The organism is Chryseobacterium sp. GW823-FHT05E08 (assembly GCF_058795655.1).
This window is the reverse complement of the sequence record NZ_JBXAHY010000001.1, coordinates 209,772-221,716: the sequence shown is the minus strand read 5'-3', so window position 1 is coordinate 221,716 and position 11,945 is coordinate 209,772. Positions and strand designations below refer to the sequence as shown.

Sequence of the window (11,945 nt, the reverse complement as noted above, 5' to 3'; positions counted from 1 at the left end):
ATATTGAAAGGCAAAATTGCAATCTCGCAGTTTTGCCTTTTTACTTTTAATGATCTTGCTTAAAAATTGGCGAACTTATTGCTTTATGTTAATCAAGAACTTAAACTATAACGCCATGTCTGAAAGAATAAAAACATTCAAAGAATTCTACCAATTCTACCTTACCGAACATAGTAGAACAGGAACCAGAGTTTTTCATTTTATCGGAACATTACTCGTGTTTCTCGTGATAGCATATGTAATCAGCTCAGGAAAAGAACGATTCTTATGGTACGTTCCTATTTTTGGTTACGGTTTCGCTTGGTTAAGCCACGCTTTGATCGAAAAAAATAAACCTGCTACTTTTAAATATCCATTGTGGTCACTGATTTCTGATTTCAAATTGTTTTTTGAATTGTTGATAGGAAGGCAAAGCTTTATTGGAGTCAGTAAGCCAAAACAGCCTTGGGAATAGATTTGGTTAAATTTTTAATCTAAAAAAGTTTCGGCACAGAAATTGTCGCCTACGAGTTAAAATCAGACTTATGAAAAGTATTACAACAATTTTAAAAGGAACAATTGCAACGGCAGCTTTATTTGCAATTACGCAATGTACAGCAGCAACCAACGCTTCCGGTGGAGACGAAAAAACATTTATCGTCGGGCCACAAACTGTAGATTGTACAGGAGTTGCTCCAATGAAATGTCTTCAGGTGAAAGAAACCCAATCAGGAACCTGGACTAATTTTTACAGTAATATTGACGGGTTCACTTACGAACCGGGTTATGAATATGTCTTAAAAGTAAAAACAGAAAAAATTGAAAATCCGCCAATGGATGGTTCTTCAATCAAGTATACCTTAGTGAAAGAAGTTTCTAAAACTAAGAAATAAAAAAAAATCCCTTTCAATATGCATTGAAAGGGATTTACATTTTCATCAAACTATCTTAATGCTCATGATTTCTCGGAGGTTCGGGTAATTGCGCTTTATTAACTTCATCCATTTTCTGCGTTGCAGCCATAGAAACAACCAATTCATTCAGCATAGAGCTTGCTGCTTGTGGCGAATTGGGCAATAACACCAAATTACTTCTGTTATTTGCTCCGATGGAATGTAAAGTGTCATAATGCTGTGTCACTACAATTAAAGCCGAAGCTTCTTGTGCATTGATTCCTGCAGCATTCAGCATTTTTACAGACTCTTCAAGACCTTTTGCAATCTCTCTTCTTTGATCTGCAATCCCCTGTCCCTGAAGTTTTTTAGATTCTGCCTCAGCTTTTGCAACGGCAACAATTCGTATTCTTTGCGCTTCAGATTCGTATTCTGCGGCAGTTTTTTCACGTTCTGCAGCGTTGATTCTGTTCATGGCATGTTTTACCTGTTCATCCGGATCAATATCGGTTACCAAAGCTTTAATAATATCATAGCCATAACTTTGCATTGCTTCCTGCAATTCACTTTTTACAGCAACCGCAATATCATCTTTTCTTACGAAAACATCATCTAATTTCGTTTTTGGAACTTCTGCACGTACGACATCAAAAACGTAAGATGTAATTTGATTTTCAGGATTTTCTAAACGATAATATGCATCTTTTACATTTTCTCTGATCACCTGATATTGTACAGAAACTTTCATTTTAATGAAAACATTATCCAACGTTTTGGTATCAATAATAACATCCAATTGTTGAATTCTCAAATTCAGACGCTTAGAAATCTGATCCAAAAACGGAATTTTCAAATGCAAACCAGCATGACTTACTTTTAAGAATTTACCTAATCTTTCTACAACTGCCGCAGATTCCTGCTTTACCGTGAAAAAAGAAGCAAATAATGTGATCAGTCCGAAAAAGACCAAAATACCTAAATATATCATAGTTTTATTTTTTTAATATGTCGTATTTATTTACGATTTGTTAAATGAAGCTTATTTTTCAAAGTCCATATTTTCAAAAATAGGTAAAATAATCATATTTAATACATTGAAAACCAAAACACTTTTTACTTGATTTAAAACTTAAATTATTTTTCAGACTCTTGAGAAAATATTTTAATAAAAAACCTATTTTTGAATATTAATTACCCATTATGGTTGATGCTCGAGAAATATTAAAGGAACACATTTCAAAATTTACTACTCTTACTTTCGAACAGTTTGAATATGTTTTTTCACATTTTAATATAATCAAATTAAAAAAAGGACAAATGCTGATCACGGAAGGAGATTTCGTAGATCATGAATATTTCGTTGTCGACGGTTGCCTGAAAGCATTCTACCTTAATGACAGTATGAAAATGTTTATCCTACAGTTTGCAATGCCCAATTGGTGGGTAACCGATTTTGACGCACTTTACAGCAAAAACAGAGCAACCATCAATGTTGACTGTATTACCAATGCAAGTATTTTGTCAATCTCAAATGAAGACCGAGAGAAAATTTGCAAAGAAATCCATGAGGTTGAGCATTTTTTCAGGTGGCGAACGAATAAAGGCTATGTTGCAGCCCAAAAACGCCTTCTTTCCTTCATGAATAACGATGCGAAATTCAGATATGAAGAGCTTTTAGCATTGTATCCTCAATTGTACAATTTAGTTCCTAAACATTTGATTGCCGCATATTTGGGAGTCACGAGAGAGACTTTAAGCAGGCTTCATCAGTAGTAAGAAGGGTCGGAAGTTGGAAGATGGGTGTTAGAAGCTACCATTGGAGTGGTAATTTCTGATTGTTAAAAGCAAATCTCTTAAAAAATTCACGACCGCACTATCTTCCAGCTCCAATCTTCCATCTTCCATCCCTTAAAAACTTCCCATATTTCGTGATCTACATCACGTAACTTTTTCCTACAATCGGCTGACATTTGTATCATCATTTAAAACAAATCAAAATGGATACAAAAAATTTTAAAGTAAACAGCGAAAACAGTTTAGTTGAATGGATCGGAAGAAAAGTAACCGGAGCCCACAACGGAACAATCGAAGTAAAAGAAGGAAATTTCAATTTTGAAAATGACATTCTTTCTTCAGGAAAATTTGTCATCAACACAAGATCAATCAAAATTCTTGACATCGATGATTCTGAGACAAACGCACAATTTGCAAGTCATTTGGCTTCTGATGATTTCTTTAACTCAGATCAGTTTCCTGATGCAGTTTTCGAGATCAAACACGCAGAACCGGGTGAAAACAATTTTTACCACGTAACAGGAGACCTTACCATCAAAGGAATTACACATTCACTAGAAACGACTTTACAGATCGTGAAGACAGACAACGTTGCAGTTTTAGACACTAAAATTGTCATCGACAGAACAAAATTCAATATCAAATTCAGATCATCCAATTTCTTCAGCAATCTTGGAGATACTTTGATCTACAATAATTTCGATCTGAATGTTCACTTAGTTGCAGACGCACAATAATTTATTAACAACAAATTTGTTTCAATTCTTATTTCAACCACAAAAGTCACAAAAGATTAACTCATAAGCTTTCTTAAGCTCATTAACAAACATCAAAAAGAACACATAAGTTTAAAAAAATCTTTGATTTTTTCTTTTGCAAAACTTTGTTTTCTAATAATTAAACAAGATTAAATGTCCAAATAGCTTTTGTCTCTTTTGCGGTTAAAATAACAGTTCAAATAAACTTAACAATTAAAATTTAACATCATGCCATTTATAAAAGTAGATGTTTTGCGCGAAGATCTTAATCGCGAAAAAAAACAACAATTAATCAGAGAAATAAGTAAGGCTGTAACAACAGTTTTGAATAAAGATCCACATTTGACACACATCGTGATCAATGAAATCGAAGACGACAACTGGGGATACGCCGGAGAACAGGTTACCGTCCTGAAAGAACAGGGATTTTCAACTGAAAAACAATAAATCAGACATGAAAAAACAAACAGTAATCGTTACAGGTGCGTCATCAGGAATCGGCTTAGAAATTGCCCGTTACTTTCTTGACAGAGGTGATAATGTGGTCATTAATTCACAAACAGAATCAAAATTACAACAGGTTTACAACGAATTGGGAGCAGGCGAAAACCTTGCAATGGTCGCAGGAAGCGTTGCCGATAAAGCAGTTGGAGAAAAACTGGCAAAAACGGCTCTTGAAAAATTTGGTTCGATTGATGTATTGGTCAATAATGCAGGAATTTACGAAAACAAACCGTTTTTAGAAGTTACAGAAGACTATTTAGACAGATTTTTAAATACCAATTTAAAAGGAACATTCTTCACAACGCAATCCGTAATTCCTCAAATGCAGAAACAAAAAGATGGAGTTATTATCAATATCGGAACTCCGCTTGTATATCACGCGATCGCACAATCTCCTTCAACTGCACCGATTTCAAGCAAAGGAGCAATTCATGCTTTGACATTGCAACTGGCAGCAGAATTCGGAAAAGATAATATCAGAGTAAATGTCGTTGCACCAGGCCTGATCAGAACGCCGATGCACGATGAAAGTATAGATAACAATGCGGGAATTCATCTGATTAACCGCATTGGAGAATCGGAAGAGATAGCTCAAATGGTTCATGCTATTGCTAAAAATACATTCATATCAGGCGCCATTATTAATGTAGATGGAGGAATGGGCGCAGGTCATAATTTGTAAAAATGAAAGTTTTACTATTATTTGCATGGCTGTTTATCTTTCCGGTAAGCAGCTTTGCTCAAAAAATCAAAGTCATGAAAACAGACACAGTACAAGAAACAGAGATAAGAAATGCCATCGAGCAATATTATTTCAAAGGAATTTATGAAGGAAATACCGAGCTTTTGAAACAGGTTTTCCATAAAGATGCTCTACTTTTCGGAGATATAAAAGGAGTTCCTTACTACAAAACCGCCACACAATATATTGAAGGTGTCGGAAGCAGAATAAGTCCTCAAAAATCAGGTAAAGATTTTAAGCCGACAATCATCTCTATCGACGTGATAAACACAATTGCCACAGCAAAATTAAATGTAAAAATGTATGATTTTAATTACTATAATTTTATAACTTTCCATAAAATTGATGGTAAATGGCTCATCGTCAATAAAACATTAACTGATGTAGAACTTTAATTTTAAACCAAAATCATCAAAATCATGTGGAATAAAAACAGAATAACAGATTTATTGGGCATAGAATATCCAATTTTTCAGGGACCTTTTGGTGGCGGATTATCAACAGTTGAGTTGACCTCTGCAGTCAGCAATCTCGGTGGATTGGGCGGTTTCGGAGCTTACACATCATCTCCCGATGAAATTTATGAAATTGATCAACAGATAAAATTAAAGACAGACAAACCCTACAATCTCAATCTTTGGGTAAACGATCATGACATTATTGATCAGGAACATACTGAGAATCAATACAAAAAGACGGTTGAAATTTTCAAGCCTTATTATGACAGTTTAAATATTGAAGTTCCTGCGCTTCCACCCTCTTTTGAGTCGAGATTTCAGAATCAGCTGCAGGTTGTTTTTGATATTAAACCTAAAGTTTTCAGCTTCATGTTCGGGCTTTTGGATCAGGATATCATTGAAAGATTGAAAAATCAGGGAACGATCGTTGCCGGAAATGCCACAACGTTAGACGAAGCCATCGCTTTGGAAAACATCGGTGTAGACGTGATTGTCGCATCCGGTTTTGAAAGTGGCGGTCACAGACCTTCGTTTTTGGATAAAGCCGAGCTTTCAACGACGGGAACTTTCGCATTAATTCAATTGGTTAAAGATAAAGTGAAAACTCCAATCGTAGCCGCAGGAGGAATTGCCAACGGTCGCGGAATCGCTGCAGCAATGACTTTAGGAGCAGAAGCCGCACAAATCGGAACTGCATTTTTAGCAACCGACGAATCCGGAGCATTGCCGATTCACAAAGAATTTCTCTTTTCAGATGCCGCAAAATCCACTACCCTTTCCAGAGCGTACACCGGAAGATTAGGACGCGGAATTACCACAGAAATCACAAGAAAACTCTTAACCGCAACAGATCAAACCTTGCCGTTTCCTTTGCAGACAACTTTCATTTCATCCATGAGAAAAGCAGCGCTGGAACAAAAGAAACATGAATTAGTTTTCTTCTGGTCAGGACAAATTGCTCCAATTTTAAAACATAAAAAAGCATCAACATTAATGAAATCATTAATTGAAGATGCAAATGAATTGTTGGGTTGATTTGCTAAAAGTTTGAAGTTGGAGGCTGGAAGTTCTTATTTTGACTAAAACAAACTCCTAGCCTCCAACTTCCATCTTTCCTGCCAAAAATTTACATGGTCATTCCAATATCAATTCCTTTGATTTTTCTGTAAAGATCGGTTGCATAGTTGTCTGTCATTCCTGAAACAAAATCGATCACGCCGAGAACTTTTTGATAATCAGTTCCGTTTTCGTAGATGAACTGTTTGGGGATTAATTTCAACGCTTTTATATCGTAAGATTTAATTTTTTCTTCTGATTTTAAAATTGAAGGAATAAAATGATCCAACAATTCATACATTACATTATAGCCGGCATTTTCAATTTCAACAACCGCTTTATGATTGTAAATTTTCTCGACAGAAAAACTTGCAATATCCTGCAATGCTTTATTTTCACCTTTATACATATCGAGCAGAGCTTTGTCAAGATTTCCTTCAAGAATTTTATCAAAGTTCTGTTTATACATTGAAATCGACTTATTAATTAAAGCATTAATAACTTTCGCTCGTAAATATGAAATTTTTTCGTTATCATTTCCAATAGAATCAAGCTTTCTTTTGACTCTATCAACATCATCGGTTTCTGATTTCACCAACTCAAAAAACAGGTTTTGACAGTCAGCAGTTGAAACAATACCCAATCTGTGAGCATCTTCCATATCGATAATATTGTAGCAGATATCATCTGCAGCTTCCACCAACCAAACGAAAGGATGTCGCTTAAAAATATGCGGTTCTTCGCTTTCTGAGATTAAATTTGTTCCTTTTGCTATCTCAAGAAAAATATCCTTTTCATTTTGAAAAAACCCGAATTTCTTTCTGTGAATAATTTTCTTATCTCTTGCAATCGCTTCACACGGATATTTCGCAATACTCGCCAATGTTGCAAACGTTAACTGAGTTCCTCCCGCATCTTTCCCTTGCTGTTGTTGAGCTAAAACTCTAATTGCATTGGCATTTCCTTCAAAATTAACCAGATCAGCCCATTCTTTTTCGTTGAATTTAGGTTTAAGATCATTTTCATTTCGATCAAAATAGCTTGCAATGGCATCTTCTCCTGAATGTCCGAACGCAGGATTTCCAACGTCATGACAAAGGCAGGCTGCTGCTATTACATTTCCTAAATTGTGAAGATAAAAACTTTTTGAATCTTCCGTCAGATCACTTTGATAATTATCGTGAATAAATTCTCCGATAACACTCCCCAAACTTCTTCCTACGGACGAAACTTCCAAAGAATGCGTCAGACGGTTGTGTACAAAAACACTTCCCGGAAGCGGAAAAACCTGCGTTTTATTCTGCAGTCTTCTGAATGCCGAAGAAAAGATAATTCTGTCGAAATCTCTCTGAAAATCTGTTCGTGAAGCTTTGGTATGTGGATTATTTCCTGTGCGCTGATTCGTAAAAATCTGATTCAAGTTCATCATTTTTCAAAATTACTTCAAATTTTAATTTTAAGGAACTAATAAGATGATTTTTTCTAAAAAACCTCATTTTCAAAACCAATGATTTTCCGTAAAAATACCTGAAATTTTTTCTACATTTCAATCTAACTTAGTGATTGCTAATAACCAACTCAAAAAAACTCGTCATGTCAGAATTATTAAAACAAATAATAAGCAATTCGATTGTGATTGCTTTATTTACATCAGCCATTGCCTACTTTTTTCACAAAAGAACAGAAAGACACAATGCGGTTCTCAAAAGAGAATTTGAACAACTGTCAAGTAAAGATAATTCCCATTTTGAATGGAGAAAAAATACCGTAGAATTGTTGGGACAAGTTTATATTCACTTGAATCGATTGGGACTTGGCTTTCAAAATAAATACTCCAAAATTCCTGAATATGATCCTTATTATGAAGATGAGATCATTTTTAAATCTAATCAGCACATCAGAGATTTATTAATCAACAATGGACATTTTTTGCCTCCGGAATTATTGGATGAAGCTTCAAAATTGATCGAACATTTTGATGTTTGGCTTACAAAATACAATCAAATAAGATCAATTGATAAAGACACAAAAACAACGCAAATTTATGTAGGACCAGACGGTTTTCGTTTTCCTGAAAATGCAGAAAGGCTTTTTAAACAAAAATATGTTGAAATGTTTAACGATTTGCATAAGTGAAAATTTTAAACCAAAATTCAATTTAAAATTAAAATCATGGCAAACTAATTGCAATTTATGAAAGCATAAATCAGCGTATGCCAGAAGGTCCAACAATCCTGTTAATGAAAGAAGATCTGCAAAAATTTGCAGGTAAAAAAGTTATTGATGTATTCGGAGATGCCAACTTCGAAAAAGAGTCTTTGAAGGGTGAAATTTTAAAAGAAATCAGAACTTTTGGAAAACAAACATATCTTGTTTTTGATGAATTTGCCATTAGAATTCATTTATTGATGTTCGGTTCTTATATTGTTGATGAACATTTGCAATCTGAGAAAAATTTACGTTTAGGATTACAATTCAAAACTGGCGGAATGTACTTTTATACCTGCAACGTAAAATTAGTCGATCTCGAATTCTTATCGAAAATAGATTGGGAAGCCGACGTCATGAGCGATGATTGGAACACTAAAAAAGCCGAACAAAAATTAGATTCAAATCCTAAAATGATGGTTTGCGATGCTTTGATGGATCAGGATATTTTCTCAGGTGTCGGAAATATTATTAAGAATGAAGTTTTGTTCAGAATTGGAGTTCAGCCCGAAAGTTTACTAGGAAATTTACCTCCGAAAAAGGTAAAAGAACTCATTGCCGAAGCCAGAAATTACAGTTTTGATTTCTTAAAATGGAAAAGCCAGTCTGTCCTGAAAAAACATTGGCAGGTTTACAGCAAAAATACATGTCCAATTTGCGGACAAAAGCTCATCCAGAAAAATACAGGACTCGGGAAAAGAAGCAGTTTTTATTGCAAAAAAGATCAGAAACTGTATTAAAAATCATGTTTTTAAGAAGAAGGAAATATCTTACTTTTATACAACTTAAAAACGATACAATGACCGACAACACATGGCTCGACAGATGGGACGAAAGATACAGCAATGATGAATTTGCGTACGGAACAAAGCCCAATAATTATTTAAAAGATCAACTACAAAAACTAAATCCGGGCTTAATTCTTTTCCCCGCTGAAGGTGAAGGAAGAAATGCTGTTTTTGCGGCTCAACTTGGATGGAATGTTTCGGCTTTTGACATCAGTTCTGAAGGAAAAAATAAAGCATTACAGCTTGCAGAAATCAACAATGTAAAGATTGATTATCAGGTTGGCGAATTGCAGACATTGGATTTTCAGGAAGAACAGTTTGATGCGATTGCTCTTATTTATGCCCATTTTCCGGCTGATATTAAATCATCAATTCACAAAATGTTAGACAAATATCTTCGTAAAGGAGGTTTTATTATTTTTGAAGCTTTCAGTAAAAATCATCTTGAATTGGTCTTGAAAAATGAAAAAATTGGTGGTCCTAAAGATATAGGTTCACTATTTTCTATCGATGAAATTACATCTGATTTCCCAAATTATGATATTATTGAATTATTAGAAACTGAAATTGAGCTTAATGAAGGCGTTTTTCATAATGGAACGGGGTCTGTGATTAGGTTTGTAGGACAAAAAAGATAATTTTTGGAAATTTCAACAAAATTTACTTTTCTTTTTTTTAATATGTCCTTTTGCCTTGAAGCAAACGGACCAAAAATTCAAGACTGGAAGCTGTAGCTAAAAATGATTTCTATTCACTAAAAATTCTAAAACTTGCGCGAATTCAATTGTCGTTCTTCAATTCTGAATTTGTCTCGCGCTTCAAACATAAGAATTTTCTTAACGCTCACAGAATTCATTTTCTTAACGCTACAGCTTCCTAGGTCGGCTATTAATACCTATTTAATTACCATCCAAGTTTAGAGATCCACCAGAATATCTTGTGAAAAAAGCTGATCTGTAAACTTCTCCCAGAGGAATTTCTGCATCATTAATATAGATATTGTGATTATCAAATGAGTCGATAAAATTAATATTCACAACATACGATTTACTCACTCTCAAAAAAATATCCTCTGAGATCTTCTGATGAATTGTTTTCAAATTCATTGCTGTGATCAACTTTTGGGATTGAGTATGAATGACCACGTAATCTTTTAACCCTTCAATAAATTTAATCTCTGAAAAATTAATTTTATAATATCTTCTGTCCGCTTTAATGAACAAAAAATCTGTTGTATTAGATTCTACCGTATTTTTTACCGTATCTCTTGACAAAAGTTCCTTGTATAGAACAGCTTTTTCTATGGCTTTTTCTAACCTTTGTTTGTCGATAGGTTTAAGCAAATAATCTACCGCTTCCAGCTCATAACTTTTCAAAGCATATTGAGAATACGCTGTTGTGAAAATGATCAAAGTTTGTTTTGGAAGCATTTCTGCGAACTCCAATCCCGTCACCAAAGGCATTTCTATATCGAGAAAAATAAGATCCACTTCATTCGTTTTCAAAAACTCTATCGCTGCGGGTGCATTGGAGAATTTCCCAAGAATTTCAAGTTGGGAAACTTCATTAATCAGCGACTGCATTTCTGCTCTTGCCAATGGTTCATCATCAATTATAATGCAATTCATACGGGAATTATTAAGTTTACGGTATATTCTTTATCTGTAGAAACGATGTTTAAACTGTATTGATCCTGATATAAAAGTTCCAGACGTCTTTTGATATTTGCCAATCCCAAACCTCCATAATTTTTATCCGAAATAGAATAATTTGGGTTTTGAGAATTTGTACAGATAAAATATAATTTCTTATTTTCTACTTCAATTTTGATCTTTACATAAGAATCTTTATCATCAATTTCAACGCTGTGTTTTACTGCATTTTCAACAAAAGTGGTGAATAAATTGGGTGGAATAAATGTGCTGTTCAACATTCTTTTATCCGTTTTACTATCAATCTCAACAGAAAAATTTTCTCTTCTTATTTTTTCAAGGTTAAGAAAATTAGATAGAAAGTCGATTTCGGAGGTTAATAATGTCTTTTCCTCGCTGTTTTCGTACAATTGATATCTTAAAAATTCTGATAGTTTGATGATAACGGTTGATGCTTTTTCAGGATCGGTTCTGATTAACGCTTTCACATTATTAAGCATATTAAATAGAAAATGCGGGTTGATTTGATTTCGCAACTCATTCAATTCCATATTTAAAGTAAGGTTGCTCAGCTCAGTAATTCTGTTGTTATCTCTCGTCCATTTTTGCAATAATTTCACTGTTGTACTGATCATTATGATCGGAATACACATCATCACTCCTTCGTACAGCCCTCCCCTGCGCTCATCATCCTGAAGGGTAGGAATTTTATATTCTGAAAAATAATGACTGAAACAATATCCAATAAGATTCAATCCTCCGACACCTAAAATGATTAACAATATAAAATAGGAAGCATAATGTGTTTTAAAAAAGAACATTGGAACTAAAATGTAAATATTTATATAAGCCATTAAAATCAATGAAAAATATACAAACAGCAGAATGTAATATTTATACTCCGGAACGTACCAATGCCAGAAATGGGTGAAATATAAGAATAAAAAGAAACAAATGAGAAATACCAAATGACGCAGAAACTTGTATCGGTCTTCCATAAGAAAATCTATAAACAGTTTATCTTTCAACGCGTGCGAACCGTATTTCATTTTATTTTATTCAGTTTTTAAAGAACAACAAAAATAACTAATAACGGAAGTAAACAGTATAATA

At 34.0% G+C, this 11,945-nt stretch carries 15 protein-coding genes; 11 read left to right on the top strand and 4 right to left on the bottom strand.

Features of this window, described 5'->3' with window-relative positions; genetic code table 11:
- Positions 1-115 precede the first annotated feature (115 nt).
- Together AC1Q7L_RS01065 and AC1Q7L_RS01060 are read left to right on the top strand one after the other, a co-directional pair.
- Positions 116-454 carry an Mpo1-like protein gene (locus tag AC1Q7L_RS01065; protein ID WP_410690943.1) on the top strand — a complete coding sequence of 113 codons (339 nt, stop codon included), beginning with the start codon at positions 116-118 and terminating at the stop codon, positions 452-454.
- A gap of 70 nt (positions 455-524) precedes the next feature.
- On the top strand, positions 525-872 hold the full coding sequence (locus AC1Q7L_RS01060; protein ID WP_492305777.1) for a DUF4377 domain-containing protein: 348 nt from the start codon (positions 525-527) through the stop codon (positions 870-872).
- Between the two features lie 55 nt (positions 873-927).
- On the opposite strand, the gene AC1Q7L_RS01055 is transcribed toward AC1Q7L_RS01060, so the two are convergent.
- Positions 928-1,860 (bottom strand): SPFH domain-containing protein, encoded by a 933-nt coding sequence (locus AC1Q7L_RS01055; protein ID WP_066757502.1) that lies wholly within the window; start codon positions 1,858-1,860, stop codon positions 928-930.
- Positions 1,861-2,072: 212 nt separating this feature from the next.
- On the opposite strand from AC1Q7L_RS01055, the gene AC1Q7L_RS01050 reads away from it, so the two are divergent.
- The 6 genes from AC1Q7L_RS01050 (at position 2,073) to AC1Q7L_RS01025 (ending at position 6,163) form a co-directional block, all read left to right on the top strand.
- On the top strand, positions 2,073-2,645 hold the full coding sequence (locus AC1Q7L_RS01050) for a Crp/Fnr family transcriptional regulator (RefSeq protein WP_492305778.1): 573 nt from the start codon (positions 2,073-2,075) through the stop codon (positions 2,643-2,645).
- A gap of 224 nt (positions 2,646-2,869) precedes the next feature.
- Positions 2,870-3,403: a YceI family protein gene (locus AC1Q7L_RS01045; protein ID WP_492305779.1), complete on the top strand. Its 534-nt coding sequence runs from the start codon at positions 2,870-2,872 to the stop codon at positions 3,401-3,403.
- A gap of 249 nt (positions 3,404-3,652) precedes the next feature.
- Positions 3,653-3,871 carry a tautomerase family protein gene (locus AC1Q7L_RS01040; RefSeq protein ID WP_066757493.1) on the top strand — a complete coding sequence of 73 codons (219 nt, stop codon included), beginning with the start codon at positions 3,653-3,655 and terminating at the stop codon, positions 3,869-3,871.
- A 7-nt stretch (positions 3,872-3,878) separates the two neighbouring features.
- Positions 3,879-4,610, top strand: a complete 732-nt coding sequence (locus AC1Q7L_RS01035; RefSeq protein ID WP_492305780.1) for an SDR family NAD(P)-dependent oxidoreductase — start codon at positions 3,879-3,881, stop codon at positions 4,608-4,610.
- Between the two features lie 74 nt (positions 4,611-4,684).
- Entirely contained in the window at positions 4,685-5,065 is a 381-nt protein-coding gene (locus AC1Q7L_RS01030; RefSeq protein WP_492305781.1) for a nuclear transport factor 2 family protein, read from the top strand.
- A 24-nt stretch (positions 5,066-5,089) separates the two neighbouring features.
- Positions 5,090-6,163 (top strand): NAD(P)H-dependent flavin oxidoreductase, encoded by a 1,074-nt coding sequence (locus AC1Q7L_RS01025; protein ID WP_492305782.1) that lies wholly within the window; start codon positions 5,090-5,092, stop codon positions 6,161-6,163.
- 91 nt (positions 6,164-6,254) lie between these two features.
- On the opposite strand, the gene AC1Q7L_RS01020 is transcribed toward AC1Q7L_RS01025, so the two are convergent.
- A complete protein-coding gene (locus AC1Q7L_RS01020; protein WP_066757480.1) occupies positions 6,255-7,610 on the bottom strand; it encodes a deoxyguanosinetriphosphate triphosphohydrolase in 1,356 nt (451 codons plus the stop codon).
- Between the two features lie 167 nt (positions 7,611-7,777).
- Here AC1Q7L_RS01020 and AC1Q7L_RS01015 point away from each other — a divergent pair, with 167 nt between their 5' ends.
- The 3 genes from AC1Q7L_RS01015 (at position 7,778) to AC1Q7L_RS01005 (ending at position 9,818) form a co-directional block, all read left to right on the top strand.
- Positions 7,778-8,320: a hypothetical protein gene (locus AC1Q7L_RS01015; protein WP_492305783.1), complete on the top strand. Its 543-nt coding sequence runs from the start codon at positions 7,778-7,780 to the stop codon at positions 8,318-8,320.
- A gap of 77 nt (positions 8,321-8,397) precedes the next feature.
- Positions 8,398-9,132: a DNA-formamidopyrimidine glycosylase family protein gene (locus tag AC1Q7L_RS01010; RefSeq protein WP_492305784.1), complete on the top strand. Its 735-nt coding sequence runs from the start codon at positions 8,398-8,400 to the stop codon at positions 9,130-9,132.
- Between the two features lie 59 nt (positions 9,133-9,191).
- Complete coding sequence (locus tag AC1Q7L_RS01005; protein WP_492305785.1) at positions 9,192-9,818, top strand: class I SAM-dependent methyltransferase; 627 nt, start codon at positions 9,192-9,194, stop codon at positions 9,816-9,818.
- 261 nt (positions 9,819-10,079) lie between these two features.
- Here the strand turns inward: AC1Q7L_RS01005 and AC1Q7L_RS01000 are convergent, their stop codons facing one another.
- Together AC1Q7L_RS01000 and AC1Q7L_RS00995 are read right to left on the bottom strand one after the other, a co-directional pair.
- Positions 10,080-10,808 (bottom strand): LytR/AlgR family response regulator transcription factor, encoded by a 729-nt coding sequence (locus tag AC1Q7L_RS01000; protein ID WP_066757467.1) that lies wholly within the window; start codon positions 10,806-10,808, stop codon positions 10,080-10,082.
- Positions 10,805-11,881: a sensor histidine kinase gene (locus AC1Q7L_RS00995; protein ID WP_492305786.1), complete on the bottom strand. Its 1,077-nt coding sequence runs from the start codon at positions 11,879-11,881 to the stop codon at positions 10,805-10,807. The genes AC1Q7L_RS01000 and AC1Q7L_RS00995 overlap by 4 nt, the downstream gene beginning before the upstream one ends.
- Positions 11,882-11,945: the final 64 nt, after the last annotated feature.

Bases quoted from the DNA above. Each gene is read 5' to 3' on its own strand.
- AC1Q7L_RS01065 (WP_410690943.1), top strand. From the start codon at position 116: ATGTCTGAAAGAATAAAAACATTCAAAGAATTCTACCAATTCTACCTT.
- AC1Q7L_RS01060 (WP_492305777.1), top strand. From the start codon at position 525: ATGAAAAGTATTACAACAATTTTAAAAGGAACAATTGCAACGGCAGCT.
- AC1Q7L_RS01055 (WP_066757502.1), bottom strand. From the start codon at position 1,860: ATGATATATTTAGGTATTTTGGTCTTTTTCGGACTGATCACATTATTT.
- AC1Q7L_RS01050 (WP_492305778.1), top strand. From the start codon at position 2,073: ATGGTTGATGCTCGAGAAATATTAAAGGAACACATTTCAAAATTTACT.
- AC1Q7L_RS01045 (WP_492305779.1), top strand. From the start codon at position 2,870: ATGGATACAAAAAATTTTAAAGTAAACAGCGAAAACAGTTTAGTTGAA.
- AC1Q7L_RS01040 (WP_066757493.1), top strand. From the start codon at position 3,653: ATGCCATTTATAAAAGTAGATGTTTTGCGCGAAGATCTTAATCGCGAA.
- AC1Q7L_RS01035 (WP_492305780.1), top strand. From the start codon at position 3,879: ATGAAAAAACAAACAGTAATCGTTACAGGTGCGTCATCAGGAATCGGC.
- AC1Q7L_RS01030 (WP_492305781.1), top strand. From the start codon at position 4,685: ATGAAAACAGACACAGTACAAGAAACAGAGATAAGAAATGCCATCGAG.
- AC1Q7L_RS01025 (WP_492305782.1), top strand. From the start codon at position 5,090: ATGTGGAATAAAAACAGAATAACAGATTTATTGGGCATAGAATATCCA.
- AC1Q7L_RS01020 (WP_066757480.1), bottom strand. From the start codon at position 7,610: ATGAACTTGAATCAGATTTTTACGAATCAGCGCACAGGAAATAATCCA.
- AC1Q7L_RS01015 (WP_492305783.1), top strand. From the start codon at position 7,778: ATGTCAGAATTATTAAAACAAATAATAAGCAATTCGATTGTGATTGCT.
- AC1Q7L_RS01010 (WP_492305784.1), top strand. From the start codon at position 8,398: ATGCCAGAAGGTCCAACAATCCTGTTAATGAAAGAAGATCTGCAAAAA.
- AC1Q7L_RS01005 (WP_492305785.1), top strand. From the start codon at position 9,192: ATGACCGACAACACATGGCTCGACAGATGGGACGAAAGATACAGCAAT.
- AC1Q7L_RS01000 (WP_066757467.1), bottom strand. From the start codon at position 10,808: ATGAATTGCATTATAATTGATGATGAACCATTGGCAAGAGCAGAAATG.
- AC1Q7L_RS00995 (WP_492305786.1), bottom strand. From the start codon at position 11,881: ATGAAATACGGTTCGCACGCGTTGAAAGATAAACTGTTTATAGATTTT.